The following is a 17,546-nucleotide window of genomic DNA, read 5'->3' as shown; positions in this document are numbered from 1 at the left end:
AACTGTAGCAGACGAAAACAGAAGCGGGGCCTTGCGGGGAAAAAAAGACTGATGATGCACAAGACTACCACCAAGTCTCAACTTTAATGAGGCCCCGCCAGAAGAAACTCATAAGTGTTAAAGCGCCACTGGTTCATCACGCATTCTTTCCCATGTTTGTACCATAAGCTTCTTGGTCGCCCCCCAACGATAACCTCCCAGCGCGCCACTTTGCTGTATAACCCTGTGACAGGGGATCAGTAAAGCCACCGGATTTGCCCCAACGGCGTTACCAACTGCTCTAGCAGATCTTGGAACACCCAATGCCTTGGCTACTTGGGCATAGCTGGCCACAGCGCCGGGTGGTATTTTCAGCAGAGCTCGCCACACGGCTATCTGGAAATTTGTCCCTGTCACATGGAGCGACAGCGGGCCTTGCCTGGAGGCTGTGCCACTGCTAAAAAAGGCATCAATAGCATGGCGCGTAGATACCAGGTTTTCTCTGATCGAACTGAGAGGCCAAGCGTTATGCAAGTCATCCAGCAACTCCTCCATGCTATTGAAGTCCATAAACGCAGCTCGACAAACACCACGCCGTGTTACTGCCACAAACATGGGCCCCAGTGGAGTAGGATGTACTCCGTACTCGATCTGTACCTCCTTACCTCGATTTTTATATTCGCCGGGTGTGACTGCTTCCAGCTGCACAAAGTGATCATGCAACCTTGAACTGCCGCTTAACCCAAGCTCATGTGAGACATCAAGCAAGGAGCGAGAATTATCCAGCAATCCTTTGCCCCGCTCCAATGTCAGGACCTGTAAAAAGCGCTTCGGCGTAGTGCCTGCCCAGCGACAAAAAAGCCGCTGAAAGTGATACGGGCTCAGATGCACATGAGCGGCTATCTCCTCTAGACTGGGCTGATCAGCCGCCCTGTCGACCAAATAGGCCATAGCGCTTGCGATCCGGTCGTAGTCTGACATGGGGCGTCCTCTCAAACACGATTTATAGATACACCGCCATCGACCAGCATCGCAGATCCCGTGGTGAAGCTGGAAGCATCGGAGGCCAGGTACAATGCAGACTGGGCAATTTCATCTGGCGTCGCCATACGCTTTAGAGCGTGCAGATTATGCACAAACTCCAATGCTTCTGGCGTATTGGCAAACTCACGTCCTGCCGGCGTATCAGTACCACCTGGCAAAAGGGCATTGACCCGGATATTCTGAGGCCCGTGCTCGGATGCCAGCACTTGAGTCAGTCCAATAAGACCCGCCTTACTGGCTGCGTAGGCAGCCATACCTGGCATACCAACTGTATAACCAACGAAGGTAGAGGTGAAAATTAACGAACCTCCCTTTCGAGCAGCCATGGCGGGCAGTTGATACTTCGCCCCCAAAAAAGCACTGGTTAAGTTCGTCGCAATAACCTGATTCCAGTCCGTGTGCGACATCTCCGGGACAGGGCCCATAGCACCCAGAATGGCCGCATTGTTAAACGCGATATCCAGGCCGCCAAAGTAGCTTACTGCCTTATCTACCAACGCTTTGGCAAAAGTTTCGTCGCCAACGTCGCCCACCAGCGCCAGCGCCTTTCCGCCTTCCGCTTGTATTGAGTCGACCAGGTCATCCAACTCCTTCTGTCGCCTTGCAGCCACCACGACGGCAGCACCTTCTCTCGCAAAAAGCTTCGCGGTTGCATAGCCAATTCCGGTGCTGGCGCCGGTAACAATAGCTACTTTGTTGGCAAGTATAGTCATCGTTATTCCTCTAGGATCTGCTTACTATAAAAGGGCATATGCCCGAACAGATGCTATATTAGGAGGCCTAACGACTACTGCCGACCCGAATCTTGCTGTATTTCAATTGCGCTATGTCGATGGTGTTCAGGCGCTCACAGCCGATCAGTTGCTCCGGCTAAGCAAGCTCGAAGAGCGCGAAGCTTATTGATTTAGTTATACGCTATTCATTTTTTCATCGACCAAATAGCATCCCAATCCTTGCGGCTATGAGCTTGGTAATGAATCTTAACGGATACGATTTGTATTCTGGTATCTCGCTTTCGACAGATCGTTTCTCCGACCTGTACTTGGTTTGAATGCGTACCTGTATTGGTGGCGCGTCATTGCCGAATCTGGCCCGGTAGATAGAGAACCAGTGCCCCTGCTGCTCTATCGTAACCGTTCATTCTAAGGCGTTCTGCCCATCCCATATGTCGCGCGCTAAGCTGGTCTCTTCATCTTTCAGGAGACCATCACATGAAGCAGTACACCCGCCGTACCCCACAACAGTGGCAAGTCATTATCGATCAGTGGCATGATAGTGGCCTGTCTGCCTCCCGCTTTTGTGAAGAGACGGCTGTAGGCTATGCCAGCTTCTGCAACTGGCGCAAACGGCTGGCAGCTGAGCGGCTTCCAGCCCCTCAATACAAGAGACCAGAAGACGCGACCTTCATTGACCTCGGTACCTTGTCAGCCAGTAGCCCAGGGAGTGGCTGGTCGATCGTACTCAGCCTGGGCGAGGGCATCGAACTACGCCTGAGTCGCCCCTGATGTTCGCGCCCGGCAATCTGGCTCGGATCTGGCTCTGCACCCAACCGACCGATATGCGCAAATCGTTTCAGGGGCTGAGCGCACTGGTGAAGAACCAGCTTGATCTCAACCCGCTCAGTGGTCAGTATTTCGTCTTCGTTAATCGGCGTAAGACCCATATGAAGGTGCTCTATTTTGAACCGTCCGGCTATTGCCTATGGAGCAAGCGGCTGGAACAGGGACAGTTCCGCGTGAGTCCCTCATCGAGCGGACAACGTGCCTTGAGCTGGACCGACCTGCAACTGATTCTGGATGGCGTTGAAGTGCAAAAAACCCGTCAATACAAACGCTATCAACACCCGATGTAAGACCGGTTCTGGTATAATCCACCGCCATGAAAATGATGTCGACACCCCTTCAAACAACTTGCTCCGATGACGACCTGACGGTCGCAGAGCTGGCACGCCTGAACGCCGAGAACGGTGTGCTGCGTGATGAAAACGCGGCTTTGAAACGTCGGGTTGCCTGGTTCGAGAAGCAGCTGTTCGGCGAGACATCGGAGAAGCGTCCGGTCGACAATCCTCATCAGCCCAGCCTGCTGGGCGAAGTGCCTCCGCTGACGGAGCCAGAAGGCGAACAGGTCACGATCACCTACCAGCGTGGCACAGCACTCAAACAACGTCCCGACGACTGCGTCAACGACACTGGCCTGCGCTTTAATAGCGAGGTGCCGGTTGAAGTGATCGAACTACCCGCACCAGAACTGGAGAGTGCTGACGCGGAGCAGTTCGAGATCATCGGCACCAAAAGCACCTTCCGACTGGCCCAGCGTCCGGCGAGCTATGTGGTGCTGCAGTACAACCGTCCGGTGGTCAAACGCAAGGGCGCTGATCAGCCACTGCCCAGCCCGGCTCCGAGCAATGTGCTGGATCGTAGCCTGGCAGATGTCAGTCTGCTGTCAGGTCTGCTGGTCGACAAGTTCCTGTATCACCTGCCGTTGCACCGTCAGCACCAACGTATCACTCAGGCTGGTATCACGCTGAGCCGGGCGACCCTGACCACGTTGGTCAAACGCGCCATCGAACTTCTGCGGCCAATCGTGGATGCCCAACTGATCAATGTGCTGCGCAGCCAGGTGTTGGCGATGGATGAAACCCCGATCAAAGCGGGCAAGGCCGCGAAAGGCAAATTGAAGCAGAGCTGGTTCTGGCCATTGTATGGTGATCAGGACGAAGTGGTGTTCACCTTCTCCGCCAGTCGGGGACGACAGCATATCGAGGCCGTCCTGAAGAAACAGTTCACCGGCACACTGATCAGCGACGGCTATGCGGCTTATGCCTGCTATGCTGAACAGAATGCTGGGATCACCCATGCTCAGTGCTGGGTACACAGCCGTCGTCAGTTCCTTGAGGCAGAGCAGGACGAGCCAGCGGCGGTACGCCAGGCGCTGGATCATATCGCTGAACTGTACCGAATCGAGGAGCAGATCCGGTCACAAGGCCTGAGCAGTGAGAAGAAACATCTGTATCGACTGGCGTGCAGCAAACCCGTGGTGGACACCTTCTTCGAGTGGTGTGAGCGCCAGTTACAACGCAACGATCTGACGCCGAAGAATCCGTTGCTGCAAGCGGTTCATTACGTGCTGAAACGGAAGACAGAACTACGGGTATTCCTGGAGGATCCGGAGGTGCCGCTGGATACCAATCATCTGGAGCGAACCCTGCGTCCGATCCCAATGGGGCGTAAAGCCTGGTTGTTCTGTTGGACGGAGCTGGGTGCCGAACATGTGGGTATTATCCAGAGCCTGATCAGCACCTGTAAACTGCACGGAATCGACCCCTATACCTATTTGACTGACGTACTGCTGCGGGTAAATGAGCATCCGGCCAGCCGTGTACTGGAGTTGACACCACGTGTGTGGAAGGAGCGGTTCGCGGAGCAGCCACTGCGGTCGGACCTGTACCGAGCGGTAGAGCGCATCACGGATTGACGGTTCCGCTGCATCCCTGCAGCGCTCGTCTCGTCCTGAAAAGGGACAGAGGCTCTCGTCTTGAGAGTTCGGCCGTCCCTGGCCCCTCTGTCTGATATAACCTTATCGCCTGACTATCTGGGTGTATATAGGAAAAAATCCTAAATGCTCAATCGTCCGTTGATATGAGGCATTGCCGGTTACAGTCGTCACAATGTCAATGACGCCTTAGAATGAACGGTTACGCTCTATCTGCACATAAAAAACCCCGATTTAACCGGGGCCTTTCTCGACACTGAACTTGATGCTCAGGTTAATCAGACGCATTACATCGGACGCAGATTGATCTCGACCCGACGATTCTGCGCACGACCCGCCTCGTTGGCATTGCTGGCGATAGGTTGATTAGGCCCAACTCCGTAAGAAGATATCCTCGACGCAGCTACACCATTGGAAGCCAGATAAGAGGCAACACTCTGCGCACGGCTATTCGACAGGTTCTGATTCAGCTCCATCGAACCTGTGCTATCGGTATGACCGACAATATCGATCCCGTTCTGATCAAACTCATTGAACACTGAGACCATAGAGTTGAGGGTCTGGTAGAAGCTGCTGGAAATATCTGACGAGTTGGTTGCGAAAGTGATGTTACCGGGCATGATCAGCCTCAGGTCATCACCATTGCGTTGTACATCCACGCCAGTACCCTGCAGGGTCTCGCGCAATTTGGCCTCCTGGGTGTCAACGTAGTAACCATAACCACCACCCGCTGCGGCACCCACTGCAGCACCGATTGCTGCTCCTTTGGCTCTGTCCTCCTTACTCGAAGTAGCCGCCCCTATCACAGCGCCAGCCACGGCACCAACACCACCATATACCCCTGCTTTACTGGCTTCACGCTCGCCAGTGTTGGGGTTAGTGGTACAACCCGCCAGAAGAGTAATTCCAATTGCAGCAAATGCGAGATTGCGCCATTTAGTCATGCTCGTGCCTATATTTTTTGTTGTTAAAACAGAAATTTATCTGATAATTAGACACCATGTAAGAAGGTAAGTTTTATGGTTGACGATATGCAGCAGGATATCCCGTTGGCTCATGGAGCCCGAACTGTCACCTGAATCAGTGACTCCACCCACCCCAGCCTGAACATTGCCAAGCAGGCGTTTCCTTTTCGCACTCAGGATTAGGGCATCTCATCTTGCCTACCCAAGGCGCATCAGATGCGTGATGCACTACTTTCATATTGCCTCAACACAGTACTCTGCGGCGGTTTTGGAGGAGCGAATCGACTTCAGGATATGCGATTGGCTACCAGGCATCAGTTGGTGCCACCAGGGTGGTATTCATTCGCACTATTTACACACCCTGCCCCAGTATCAGGCTGACATTGCCTTTCTTGCGCCCCGTATCGACGTAGCGGTGCGCCTCGACAAACTGTTCAAATGGATAGCGTCGATCCATGACTGGTTTGAATTGCCCTGCCTCAGCCAGCTCTGCCAGAAAATGCAAGTCCTCTAACCGCACGGTTGCTGGCCCAGCGATAATCTTTTTGCTACTCGTGATTAACACCCACGGAACTTGCAGCATGTCGGGCAAGTCTGCCAAAACCATTAAAAGGCGTCCCTTATTGGTCAGAGAGTTTTTGGTACGCGAAAACGGTGCGTTACCCACAGTATCGACGATGACATCATAGGTTTTACCGTTTTTCGTAAAATCCTCTTTTGTGTAGTCAATGATATGATCAGCGCCCAGAGACACGACCAGATCCTGATTCGCCGTACTGCACACACCCGTTACATCTGCCCCAAAGTACTTAGCGAGCTGCACAACGGCAGTACCAACTCCCCCGGAAGCGCCATTGATCAGTATTTTTTCACCGCTTTGCAGCTTTCCTCTCCTCAAGAAATCCAACGCGGTCGTTCCGCCGAAGGACAGCGCGGCAGCTTCATCAAAGGACAAACTTGGCGGTTTAAGCGCCACCATGCCATCTTCCGACATACATTTGTATTCAGCATGACAACCCATGCCGGTATCATTGAACGCGAAAACCTGATCGCCGATTTTGAAATTCCTGACGGCTTTGCCCACCGACTCAACGACCCCGGCTAGCTCCGTACCGAGTACAGGTTGCCTGGGTTTCGAGATACCAAATACGAGTCGCATGATGAGCCCGAAGCCGGTAGGAACATTCAGGCTTCGCACCCTCCAGTCGCCTGATGTGATCGTTGTGGCATAAGTCTTTATCAGGACTTCGTTGTCTTTTGGCGTCGGTTTTTCGATATCCCTCAACTGAAGCACTTCAGGCGGACCATATCTCTCATAGATAATTGCTTTCATAGTGTTTGTACCAGAGTCTTTAGTCCTTCATCGCCGCAATAACAAGCAGCCCGAAACGATACACCCGAGAGACTTAATGGTGCTCATCACCAGTAAAGACGGTAATGCTGCATCCAGGACCTAGCGTAAGCGCCCGTCCACACCGCTTGTTAACCTCTGAGTTCGAGGTCTTCCCGAATGACTTCCGGATGACGGAAAGCTATCTCAATCAGAGCCTTTGCCGGCCCAGAGGGCTTACGTCGGCCTTGCTCCCATTCCTGCAAAGTACGCGGAGAAATATGCAATACCTCAGCAAACTCCCTCTGGGTCAAGCCTGTTTTACCACGTGCCTCTGCCACCTCATTAGGCTCCACATGGCTGACTCGTGCGATTTTTCCCGCTTTCATTTCTTTTACGGATTGAAGCAGCTTGTTACCAAGTTCCTCAGCATTCAGAGTCTCGTTACTCATTTTCCAATACCTCACGAATCGACTTCAGGATATGCGCGGGTATATTGTCCTTAACGGCTTTTTTGTAGATCACCAACAACCAGATCTCACCATTTGCCAACCTGGTGAAGTAAATAATCCGCACCCCACCACGCTTCCCTGAACCCGCTACCGACCAACGAACCTTTCTACACCCACCACTACCAGGGATGGGATCACCTACTTCCGGATTGGCTGCCAACCAAGCGAAAAAAGCGCTCCGCTCCTCTTCAGCCCAAATGTTCCTGGCGTCTGCTTCAAATGTAGGGGTTTCGATGATGGTAAACATAACGTCAATATACGTCATTGACGTAGTTTTGCAAGATAAGTATTCAGGTGAAAGACAGCGCGGCAGCTTCCTACATATGCAGGTGGTGGTCGCGAACATCGTTTAGAGACTTACACAGCAATGGTTGGATTCTCTTCCACTTGACACTCCTTGATGAAATATCTTCTCTAACACAGCCAGAACAGATCGGGCGTCAGCGAGTCCAGCCCGAGTATTTTACCAACGTTGTGCCTGATCTTACTTAACACTTTGTTACGAATCATATTCAAGCCGCTTACCCAACCCAACGACATTATCATTGCCGTACCCGATAGCAGAATAGAACTCAATGACAGCCTTGTTAGACGAGCGAACTTGCAGGTTTATTTTTGGGCAGCCTTTCCGCCTGATGAGCGTTTCAACAGCCTGCATGATAGATTGACCATAGCCCTTGCGTTGCTGCGAAGGCTTCACTGCCAAATAATTAATCCAGCCTCGGTGTCCATCGTAGCCACCCATTACTGTCGCTATGATCGTTTCATCGACAAACCCAATAAGAAAAAGATCAGAATCCACTTTCATCTTTCTCTCAATATCCTTGGCTGGATCATTCTGAGGGACAACCAGACCACACTCCCTCCAGAGCTCAACCACATCATCCTTGTATCTGCTTTCAAATGCTTTTATTTCCATTCTGTGTCAGTTGTCCCTATATAGAGTGTTAACAAGCCTGCCGGATCTAATACTGTGAATATCAAAATCCCCGGCATCAACAGCTCGCCCTTGATTCAGATGATTACTCACAGATCAAGCAGACGCGCTCAATCATCCAGATAAGGCTGAATATTCTTCAGCGCATTGGCAACAAAAGACTCTTTCTCGCCCACAGGTGCAACGTAATCCAGCGCGGCAGCTGCGGCGTCCAGCCCTTCCAAGCTGGCGATGATCCACGCAGCTAAATAGGATGAAGCCAGGCACCCGCCTGCAGTTGCGATATTGCCTTTGGCAAAAAACGGCTGATTCAGCACCTCTACGCCTGCTTCCTGCACCCATGGTTTTGTAAGCAGATCGGTACATGCCGGAACAGCGCCTAACAACCCAAGCTTGGCCAGAATCAGCGTACCCGAGCATTGTGCGGCAATCAGTTGTTTGGTGGGATCAAGTGACAGACGACCCATCAAATCAGGATTACTGACGATGTCACGAGTTTGCATGCCGCTACCGACAATCACAGCATCTGCCGTGGTCGCCTCCTCAAGCATCGACTGCGCGTGCACGGTGACACCATTCATCGACGTCACCTCTGCGTCGGGGCAACAGAGCGTCACTCGCCAGTCTGGTTTCTTGATACGGTTCAACACACCCAGAGCAATCAGTGAATCGAGCTCGTTGAACCCCTGAAAAGTAAGAATCGCTATATGCATGATCGGTACACCTTATGAGGGGGCAAAATGACGTGCCTTGTTACAAGGCATTGCTATACACGCTTTGGTAATGCTCCACATCAGGGAACGGATCATAAAAATGATGAAGCAACCGGCGCCATTCCTGATACTCGGCTGACTCTCTGAACCCAACTGTGTGGTCTTCCAGCGCCAGCCAATTGGCGAGCAGTATATACCGGCTGGGCTTTTCCATGCATCTCTGGAGTTGGTAAGAAACGTAGCCGTTCATGCTGGCAATGATATGTTGAGCTTCGCCGAAGCTGGACTCGAATTCAGTTTCGAGACCGGGCTTTATATCGAGTATTGCTACTTCCAGTATCATTGTTGGATCCTTGTTTTGTACTGCAGTTTATCATCCGAAAATCCAGAAATTTTTGTTTAAAACATTACTGGACTTAAGTTTTTCGATAATTTCCACCTAAATGACGACCAAAATTACTTGTTATACACTGGCAAGCCCTCTCACCGTGTATAAAAATCCCAAGCAGGAAGATATTTAGCATTTTTTAACGCAGCAAATCAAAACATGTCTCGCCGCCTTGTATTGTTAGGACATGTGTCCGAATATAGCTCCGTAAACTAACAGTAGGACACCAAAAAATTGAAGTAACTATTCAGCCATTATAGACCCAGCAGGTTTATTTATTATCATCGGCAGCATTCATAAAAGGTAACAGCTCTCCTTTAAAAAGTGATGCCATAGCCTGCGAGCCGCTGACTCCTTGCTTGCGTGCAGTCGATAAATAACTCCGGACACGACAGAAGATATGAGCACCTTCCAGCGACCGGAAGCACCCTGATATTTTCTGCTGCACCTTGAGCATCCGGATATCCCGTTCACCTTGGTTGTTGGTAAAGGGCACATGGGGATCCTCTAAAAATCTAAGCACATCGGCTTCGAAGTTCCTCAGCCTCTCAAGTAGATTTCGTGCCGTTGAGCGCTTAAGGCGACCGCGTTTGCCGTCTCGTTGTACTTCATCGGGTGGCGGACATTCAATATCCGCTTTCTTTAAACAGTCTCTATAAGCTTTACGCCAACCTTCCGCTTGATCGGCAGGTACTGACCCGCCAGCATTGATGACGGCATCATTCATGGTGCACAGTAATGTCTGCATGCGCTGTGCCCAGGCTTGTTTGTCCTGCTCCCAGACGCGTTCAAGTTCACGCAAATGGTGAGCATTACACAGTGCATGCTGGCAATCGGTATAGCGGTAATAGGGTTTCCAGTGATCATGACACAGCGTACCGGTAAAGCGCGGTAAGATGCCGATCTGATCCATGGCTTCACTGCCTCGTTTTGAGTGAGGTGCTAACCACGTGAGTGACTCATTGGATGCACAATGCAGCCAATGACGCTTTCCACCAATATTGATACCGGTTTCATCGGCATGGATCACCTGCGCCTGAGTCAGACGCTGTTTGACCCATGACTCAAACGGCGCGGCTTTATCGAAGGCTTCTTTATTGAAGTTAAATAACGAACCGACACTTAACGGAATACTGAGCTGATCTTCAAAGTACTCACGTACGCGGTCATACGGCAGTAACTGATACAGGGATAAGTAAACCGCATGAGCCTTTAATACAGGGCCATATTGAACTGACGATTTCACACCCTCTGGAAAGGGCGCGGTGACACGATTACCCTGTTCATCTTCAAGGATTTCAGCACGGTACTCTGTGACGAGACGACTGATATCGATATCAAAGACCTGCCGAGTCTCATAGCCAGCGAACGTGTAAGTGCTCCCCTTGGGCAAGGTGCGACGATCGATTTTAACAACGTTGATCTCATCTGGATCATCCACGGGTTGTAATGTTTTCCCGATACGCCCCTGTTGGCCGCCGGGTTTACGATCACTTTTAGCGCGTTCTTTTTTAACGCGATCAGGATCCTGAGACGGGGGTTTGCTGCTATTGCGACTGTTGGTGTTGACGCGTCCTAGCAGGATTGGAATGATTAACAGGAGTATCTCAAACGTTGATCGTAACGATGGAGAAATAGATGCATCATCTTTAAGTTGCTGCCTTGCATTCGCTATGATCGCGTCGACATCAATATCACTGATCTTCATGAGATAGACCTGAATCCTGCTGTTTGATGGCTTATTATCGCACGCTTTTTTCAGATCGGATTTTTCGCTCTGTGATGCGTTCTAAGCGGTTTTAAGCATTCATCCTCGCAGGGAGTGATATCGTCTGATCTGTAACGACTGCGGGGCTAAATGGTGCGCTTGGTAAGTACATATGATGGAAGCCAGGGCGGCGATGAGATCTGGACGTTTTTAGCCAAAAACACTGTCAAGTACTTTTTTAGTTATTTTGGGCTGAATAGATACAAATTGAACTTTTATTCCACCAATAGAAATTTTTTCTACTTTGTATTTTGTTTCATTAATATATTTTTGAAGTTCCACATATCTATCCTGATCATCATTGTAATTATGGTCAACAATTTTATTTAATTCAGTGAACTTTCCGTTAACTTCTTGCCTCAGGTGAGCAACATCTTCCTTGAGATGCTCAATTTCTTCTTGAATCGTTTTGGGGATATTTTTTGTTTCAACCTTTACTGATCCAGATGAATAGCTACTTTCGGTTGAAGAAACATTCATGGTAGTTGGTTTGGTCATCAAGGGAAAAGATTTTATATACACAACAACCTCATTTAATATACCATTGCCTCGCATGATGCCTAAGTTGCTATCAATGGAGTAAAGAACCAGGAGGCCACCGACAATTTGGCTCCCCAATTCAATGATCGAGTTAATTATCTCTGCTATTACAGGCATTAATGTAACAAGCACATAATGTATAATCAGGATCACACAAAATATAAGAATCGGCCATGATTTCCAGAGCCATTTCATGCATCTATAAAGCATAAACACTACTCCTAATAAGCCTGTCTGACTAGAAATTTTAAAATAAAAAACCCAAATAAACAGCCCGTCAAGCTAGGTTCAGGCTACCGCCTAGCAAGCAATTCAGGGCCTTGGTGATCAGTCGCTCTGTCATGCTGGCATCCAAAGGCCAGCCGTCTTTTACTCTGGATATCAGCAACAATTCTATAAGTCCGTAGAGGTCAAACTGAACTGTTGTTGACAGATGGTGTGCTTTCATTACAGTCATTTGGTACTAGGGTAAAAAGTACGATTTAGTCACAAGCTCATTAGGTTTTAGATTAAAAACTCATTTCACTAATATAGTTTATAAACTCAACACCAAGACCATTTAAATTTGTTTTATATATAATCTTTTTATCGGGTAATTCAGAGAAAGGGACTTCAAGACCAACAACTCCAATATCAGTATTTGTAATACTCCCTACTCTAACCACATCAACACCTGTGGTTAGAACCAATTGTATGTCATTAACCAAATTATGATGAGATAAGTCTTGCACTATCTTCTGAAAAAACAACCGTTCACAAGAGAGCTCCGGAAATAGCTCAAACAGTTTTTTCGCTACAAAATACGGATATCTAGATTCGGTAGTTTCTTTATCAACCCCCCACAGAATACCATTATTAATCAAGCGCAACACGTTTAAGTGAGAAACGGTTAGTTCATCGAGAAGGGTCAAAAAAGTGATTTTTTTATCATAACTCAATGATTGATTTGTAATTCCATTAATAACAGCATTTTTGAAATATGATACCTTCTCAGGCTGATGATGCTTTAACACCAATTGATTTGCAGAAATCAGTAAGCTTTGAAACTCTTCTCCCATAACTATATATTCAACACAACCTTGCCTTTCTGCCAACTCATTAAGCGCATCAATAACATCAGCCATCCATTTTTCTGCTCGAGATTCTACAGGAGGCCTCCATAATAAATTGAATGCTTCCAGTATTGTCCCACTTGCTATTGGCGATAAGCCAATAGATGCTCTGATAATTCTATGAATTTTATCACCAGCATCCTCCACGCTCGGCATATGCTCTTCTTTATTCAACATATCCTTCCTATAAACTCAAAAAAAAACTGACAAACCATACTCTTTTTAATAAAACAAAAAAAGCACCAAAAACCCATTTTTTATTATAACAATCAACAGTCGATCAAACTGATTAAAAAATCAGAAACCCTAATAACCTGAATCAACTTATTTAGGATTAAAACAAGCTTATACATGATATTTTTTGCTCCACAAAACCAGTGACTAAGTTAAACTTCCTCACTGAGACACAATCACTGTGATTATGAGTAGAGCTGGGCTCGCCCCTATGGCCCCACACTACTCGATTCTATTCACAGGCATCTCAGTTGGGTCTTCAAACCACGAAAAATAACGTTCAGCTCCGTGAATCCCTTCCTCAATCAATGCTTGCTTCTTATATTCGGAAATATCGAAATCGACTGTGCCAACATCAAGTGTATTTATATAGACAGTCCGCTGCCAGTCGTCGCTATGTAAATGTATATGTATCTATTCAGCCCAAAATAACTAAAAAAGTACTTGACAGTGTTTTTGGCTAAAAACGTCCAGATCTCATCGCCGCCCTGGCTTCCATCATATGTACTTACCAAGCGCACCATTTAGCCCCGCAGTCGTTACAGATCAGACGATATCACTCCCTGCGAGGATGAATGCTTAAAACCGCTTAGAACGCATCACAGAGCGAAAAATCCGATCTGAAAAAAGCGTGCGATAATAAGCCATCAAACAGCAGGATTCAGGTCTATCTCATGAAGATCAGTGATATTGATGTCGACGCGATCATAGCGAATGCAAGGCAGCAACTTAAAGATGATGCATCTATTTCTCCATCGTTACGATCAACGTTTGAGATACTCCTGTTAATCATTCCAATCCTGCTAGGACGCGTCAACACCAACAGTCGCAATAGCAGCAAACCCCCGTCTCAGGATCCTGATCGCGTTAAAAAAGAACGAGTTATAACTGAATCTGGTGTTCGGAAGAGTTGAAAAAAAGCGGCGTATCTGGTTGATTTGTAATCGCCAAAAAACGAATCAACAGAAGAGATACACCGCCATGAACAAGAATACCCTTGTTGAGTTTGCCCGTCGAGATCAGACAAGAGATCCGTTATCTGATCTGTTGCGCCAAGGAGCGCGGGATCTGATCCATCAAGCGATTGAGGCAGAGCTAGCTGTCTTCATGGAGGCGTACCAGGATCGCCGATTGGATGATGGTAGAGCCTCCATCGTCCGTAATGGCTACTTGCCTGAGCGCGAGATCCAAACCGGCATTGGCCCGGTTACAGTGAAAGTGCCCAAGGTTCGCAGCAAGGATGGTGAAGCGGTGACCTTTCGGTCTGCACTGGTGCCGCCGTATGTTCGCAAGACCCGGAGTCTGGAGGCTGCCCTGCCTTGGTTGTACCTGAAAGGAATATCGACTGGTGAGATGGAGGAGGCGCTGTCAGCTCTGGTAGGGCCTGAAGCAAAGGGGCTATCTGCCAACACGGTGTCACGACTGAAGCGCCAGTGGGCCGATGAGTATGAGGCGTGGCGCAAGCGATCGCTGGATAAGGACCGCTGGGTCTACATCTGGGCTGATGGCATCTACAGTGGTCTGCGATCAGAGGAGAGTAAGCTATGCGCGCTGGTAGTGATGGGCGTCAATGAGCGTGGCGAGAAGCACTTCCTGGCCATTGAGGATGGTGCACGCGAGTCGACACTAAGCTGGAAAGCCGTGCTGGAAAGTCTCAAGGGACGCGGGATGAATGCACCCGAGTTGGCCGTAGGCGATGGCGCGATGGGGTTCTGGGCAGCGCTGGAGGACGTGTACCCATCGACACGTCAGCAGCGCTGCTGGGTGCACAAAACGGCCAATGTCTTGAATCGACTGCCGAAGTCAAGTCAGCCTAAAGCCAAGCAGGCGCTGCATGATATCTGGCAGGCTGAGACACGAGCCGATGCTGAAAAGGCGTTCGATACCTTCATCAGAACGTATCAGGCAAAGTACCCTAAGGTGGCTGAGTGTCTGCTAAAGGATCATGAAGAGCTGTTGAGCTTCTTCGACTTCCCGGCCCCGCACTGGCAAAGCATAAGGACGACGAACCCGATTGAGTCAACGTTCGGTACGATACGCCACCGGACCAAGCGCTCAAAAGGTTGCCTGTCGAGAGCGGGCATGCTGCATATGATGTTCAAGCTGGGCATGTGTGCTGAAGGAAAATGGAGAAAACTACGGGGCTTTGACTATCTTGCCAAAGTCATTACCGGAGTAAAGTTCAGGGATGGAGAAGAGGTGCCAACATCCGACCAGAGGAGCGCCGCTTGATCAGGCTGCTGAACACCAGATTTGACAATAACTCAAAAAGAACGCGCTAAAAGTGATCGTAAACCCGGCGGCCAACAGGGGCGTATCGGGAAAACATTACAACCCGTGGATGATCCAGATGAGATCAACGTTGTTAAAATCGATCGTCGCACCTTGCCCAAGGGGAGCACTTACACGTTCGCTGGCTATGAGACTCGGCAGGTCTTTGATATCGATATCAGTCGTCTCGTCACAGAGTACCGTGCTGAAATCCTTGAAGATGAACAGGGTAATCGTGTCACCGCGCCCTTTCCAGAGGGTGTGAAATCGTCAGTTCAATATGGCCCTGTATTAAAGGCTCATGCGGTTTACTTATCCCTGTATCAGTTACTGCCGTATGACCGCGTACGTGAGTACTTTGAAGATCAGCTCAGTATTCCGTTAAGTGTCGGTTCGTTATTTAACTTCAATAAAGAAGCCTTCGATAAAGCCGCGCCGTTTGAGTCATGGGTCAAACAGCGTCTGACTCAGGCGCAGGTGATCCATGCCGATGAAACCGGTATCAATATTGGTGGAAAGCGTCATTGGCTGCATTGTGCATCCAATGAGTCACTCACGTGGTTAGCACCTCACTCAAAACGAGGCAGTGAAGCCATGGATCAGATCGGCATCTTACCGCGCTTTACCGGTACGCTGTGTCATGATCACTGGAAACCCTATTACCGCTATACCGATTGCCAGCATGCACTGTGTAATGCTCACCATTTGCGTGAACTTGAACGCGTCTGGGAGCAGGACAAACAAGCCTGGGCACAGCGCATGCAGACATTACTGTGCACCATGAATGATGCCGTCATCAATGCTGGCGGGTCAGTACCTGCCGATCAAGCGGAAGGTTGGCGTAAAGCTTATAGAGACTGTTTAAAGAAAGCGGATATTGAATGTCCGCCACCCGATGAAGTACAACGAGACGGCAAACGCGGTCGCCTTAAGCGCTCAACGGCACGAAATCTACTTGAGAGGCTGAGGAACTTCGAAGCCGATGTGCTTAGATTTTTAGAGGATCCCCATGTGCCCTTTACCAACAACCAAGGTGAACGGGATATCCGGATGCTCAAGGTGCAGCAGAAAATATCAGGGTGCTTCCGGTCGCTGGAAGGTGCTCATATCTTCTGTCGTGTCCGGAGTTATTTATCGACTGCACGCAAGCAAGGAGTCAGCGGCTCGCAGGCTATGGCATCACTTTTTAAAGGAGAGCTGTTACCTTTTATGAATGCTGCCGATGATAATAAATAAACCTGCTGGGTCTATAATGGCTGAATAGTTACATGTATATTTTCCTGCGTGTTCATTAGTGCAGCGATCAGGGCACGAGCATAATCAGTAAAAGACTTTATCCGCTTTCCAGAAAGTGGCTCATCGTACCGATAAAGGCCGATCTCTTCTTTCGTGTCTAGTCTTAGACCGAGCGTCTGGCGATTGTAGACATACGGGCTTCGATCCGGGCGTTCAAGTTGGAACCGTGCATTCTCCTTATTATAGTACTCAGTCTGTCTTGCCGCTCTGGGCTCATTCATCATGTCGATATACCGTTCGCGATCAAATATTTTTACCGGGTAATTGAGCTGAACACCACCATCGACGTAAACATCTTGACGCGCTCCATGACGCACTGTGGCAAAAAAGAGCGGGATAGACATCGAGATGCGAATGGCCGTAGCGAGCTCCATAGACGAATGCCGCTCTGCGGAGAAAACTTCGGCGTACCCCGTTGATAGATTCGTACCAATGACATAGAGTCCAGGATGGCCTCTATCAAGCAAATCTCGGAACGTTGCTCTCCGGTTGCCAAGCCGCTGTTCTATGATATCTCCAATCCAGTTTGCGAAGTAGTCACCCTTATGCCAACCGAAATCTCGTGCAAGTCGGCGGATATCACGTATTACACCAAATGAGTCATCCATAAAGTTCCGGAACTCAGTTGAGCGAAGTATCTGCTGCTGTTCGGATATGTTATAACCGAGTGCAAAAATGAGGGCATTGATAGCGCCAGCGCTAGTGCCACCTACCCTTATTATCCCTGTTAGGGCACCTCGGGCCTGCAGTATCTGCATAGCGCCAACATATGCTATGCCTTTCACGCCACCTCCCTCGAAAATCAGATTTCGAAATTGTATTGTCATGGACTTTCCTCCCCATGAAGGTGTCTCAATAATGGCTAGCAGGCCACCTTGCACCCAACAAGCCTGTAGAAAAACTGCTGCACAATAAATTTTACTAAGCCATTATGATAGTTATCTCAACCTGGCCCTGTTGCTTTA

The 17,546-nt window shown here is 49.1% G+C and carries 18 protein-coding genes and 1 pseudogene; 6 read left to right on the top strand and 13 right to left on the bottom strand.

The features are described from left to right. Nucleotides 1–117: 117 nt before the first annotated feature. Together ACK3CJ_RS09475 and ACK3CJ_RS09470 are read right to left on the bottom strand one after the other, a co-directional pair. Nucleotides 118–960 (bottom strand): bifunctional transcriptional activator/DNA repair enzyme AdaA, encoded by an 843-nt coding sequence (locus tag ACK3CJ_RS09475; RefSeq protein ID WP_409526170.1) that lies wholly within the window; start codon nt 958–960, stop codon nt 118–120. An 11-nt stretch (nt 961–971) separates the two neighbouring features. Then, the gene (locus ACK3CJ_RS09470) at nt 972–1,736 is read right to left on the bottom strand and encodes an SDR family oxidoreductase (protein WP_409526169.1); all 765 of its coding nucleotides are present in this window, start codon (nt 1,734–1,736) and stop codon (nt 972–974) included. A 498-nt stretch (nt 1,737–2,234) separates the two neighbouring features. Between ACK3CJ_RS09470 and tnpA the strand changes: the two genes are divergently transcribed. The 3 genes from tnpA to tnpC (ACK3CJ_RS09455) are packed head-to-tail and all read left to right on the top strand — an operon-like array spanning nt 2,235 to nt 4,497. Then, nucleotides 2,235–2,528: an IS66 family insertion sequence element accessory protein TnpA gene (gene tnpA, locus ACK3CJ_RS09465; RefSeq protein WP_409526168.1), complete on the top strand. Its 294-nt coding sequence runs from the start codon at nt 2,235–2,237 to the stop codon at nt 2,526–2,528. Continuing rightward, nucleotides 2,528–2,875 (top strand): IS66 family insertion sequence element accessory protein TnpB, encoded by a 348-nt coding sequence (tnpB, locus tag ACK3CJ_RS09460; RefSeq protein WP_409523037.1) that lies wholly within the window; start codon nt 2,528–2,530, stop codon nt 2,873–2,875. The genes tnpA and tnpB overlap by 1 nt, the downstream gene beginning before the upstream one ends. 26 nt (nt 2,876–2,901) lie before the next feature. Then, nucleotides 2,902–4,497, top strand: a complete 1,596-nt coding sequence (tnpC, locus tag ACK3CJ_RS09455) for an IS66 family transposase (protein WP_409526167.1) — start codon at nt 2,902–2,904, stop codon at nt 4,495–4,497. 305 nt (nt 4,498–4,802) lie between these two features. Here the strand turns inward: tnpC (ACK3CJ_RS09455) and ACK3CJ_RS09450 are convergent, their stop codons facing one another. The 10 genes from ACK3CJ_RS09450 to ACK3CJ_RS09405 form a co-directional block, all read right to left on the bottom strand. Continuing rightward, on the bottom strand, nt 4,803–5,459 hold the full coding sequence (locus ACK3CJ_RS09450; protein ID WP_409526166.1) for an OmpA family protein: 657 nt from the start codon (nt 5,457–5,459) through the stop codon (nt 4,803–4,805). A 373-nt stretch (nt 5,460–5,832) separates the two neighbouring features. Beyond that, nucleotides 5,833–6,813 (bottom strand): NAD(P)-dependent alcohol dehydrogenase, encoded by a 981-nt coding sequence (locus ACK3CJ_RS09445; protein ID WP_409526165.1) that lies wholly within the window; start codon nt 6,811–6,813, stop codon nt 5,833–5,835. Between the two features lie 149 nt (nt 6,814–6,962). Further along, nucleotides 6,963–7,262: a helix-turn-helix domain-containing protein gene (locus ACK3CJ_RS09440; protein ID WP_409526164.1), complete on the bottom strand. Its 300-nt coding sequence runs from the start codon at nt 7,260–7,262 to the stop codon at nt 6,963–6,965. Beyond that, entirely contained in the window at nt 7,255–7,587 is a 333-nt protein-coding gene (locus ACK3CJ_RS09435) for a transcriptional regulator (RefSeq protein WP_409526163.1), read from the bottom strand. The genes ACK3CJ_RS09440 and ACK3CJ_RS09435 overlap by 8 nt, the downstream gene beginning before the upstream one ends. 234 nt (nt 7,588–7,821) lie before the next feature. After that, on the bottom strand, nt 7,822–8,241 hold the full coding sequence (locus ACK3CJ_RS09430) for a GNAT family acetyltransferase (RefSeq protein WP_409526162.1): 420 nt from the start codon (nt 8,239–8,241) through the stop codon (nt 7,822–7,824). A 128-nt stretch (nt 8,242–8,369) separates the two neighbouring features. After that, a complete protein-coding gene (locus ACK3CJ_RS09425; protein WP_409526161.1) occupies nt 8,370–8,972 on the bottom strand; it encodes a DJ-1/PfpI family protein in 603 nt (200 codons plus the stop codon). Between the two features lie 40 nt (nt 8,973–9,012). Then, nucleotides 9,013–9,315 (bottom strand): antibiotic biosynthesis monooxygenase family protein, encoded by a 303-nt coding sequence (locus ACK3CJ_RS09420; protein WP_409526160.1) that lies wholly within the window; start codon nt 9,313–9,315, stop codon nt 9,013–9,015. A gap of 316 nt (nt 9,316–9,631) precedes the next feature. Then, nucleotides 9,632–11,068: an IS66 family transposase gene (tnpC, locus tag ACK3CJ_RS09415; protein ID WP_409524409.1), complete on the bottom strand. Its 1,437-nt coding sequence runs from the start codon at nt 11,066–11,068 to the stop codon at nt 9,632–9,634. Between the two features lie 210 nt (nt 11,069–11,278). Beyond that, nucleotides 11,279–11,785 carry a hypothetical protein gene (locus ACK3CJ_RS09410; protein ID WP_409526159.1) on the bottom strand — a complete coding sequence of 169 codons (507 nt, stop codon included), beginning with the start codon at nt 11,783–11,785 and terminating at the stop codon, nt 11,279–11,281. A gap of 392 nt (nt 11,786–12,177) precedes the next feature. Continuing rightward, the gene (locus tag ACK3CJ_RS09405; protein ID WP_409526158.1) at nt 12,178–12,957 is read right to left on the bottom strand and encodes a hypothetical protein; all 780 of its coding nucleotides are present in this window, start codon (nt 12,955–12,957) and stop codon (nt 12,178–12,180) included. 731 nt (nt 12,958–13,688) lie between these two features. Between ACK3CJ_RS09405 and ACK3CJ_RS09400 the strand changes: the two genes are divergently transcribed. From ACK3CJ_RS09400 to tnpC (ACK3CJ_RS09390), 3 genes and pseudogenes are all read left to right on the top strand, one after another. After that, nucleotides 13,689–13,928: a hypothetical protein gene (locus ACK3CJ_RS09400; RefSeq protein ID WP_409526157.1), complete on the top strand. Its 240-nt coding sequence runs from the start codon at nt 13,689–13,691 to the stop codon at nt 13,926–13,928. 67 nt (nt 13,929–13,995) lie between these two features. Continuing rightward, nucleotides 13,996–15,246 carry an IS256 family transposase gene (locus ACK3CJ_RS09395; protein WP_409522858.1) on the top strand — a complete coding sequence of 417 codons (1,251 nt, stop codon included), beginning with the start codon at nt 13,996–13,998 and terminating at the stop codon, nt 15,244–15,246. Between the two features lie 33 nt (nt 15,247–15,279). Next, nucleotides 15,280–16,521 (top strand): annotated as a pseudogene (gene tnpC, locus ACK3CJ_RS09390) (IS66 family transposase); the annotation flags it as partial. Between the two features lie 11 nt (nt 16,522–16,532). Here tnpC (ACK3CJ_RS09390) and ACK3CJ_RS09385 read toward each other — a convergent pair. Then, nucleotides 16,533–17,408: a patatin-like phospholipase family protein gene (locus tag ACK3CJ_RS09385; protein ID WP_409526156.1), complete on the bottom strand. Its 876-nt coding sequence runs from the start codon at nt 17,406–17,408 to the stop codon at nt 16,533–16,535. Nucleotides 17,409–17,546: the final 138 nt, after the last annotated feature.

The sequence above is a fragment of the Nitrincola salilacus genome, assembly GCF_046271865.1.
Lineage (GTDB): Bacteria > Pseudomonadota > Gammaproteobacteria > Pseudomonadales > Balneatricaceae > Nitrincola > Nitrincola salilacus.
Note: the sequence above shows the minus strand (reverse complement) of the source record. Positions and strands in the feature narration are given on the sequence as shown.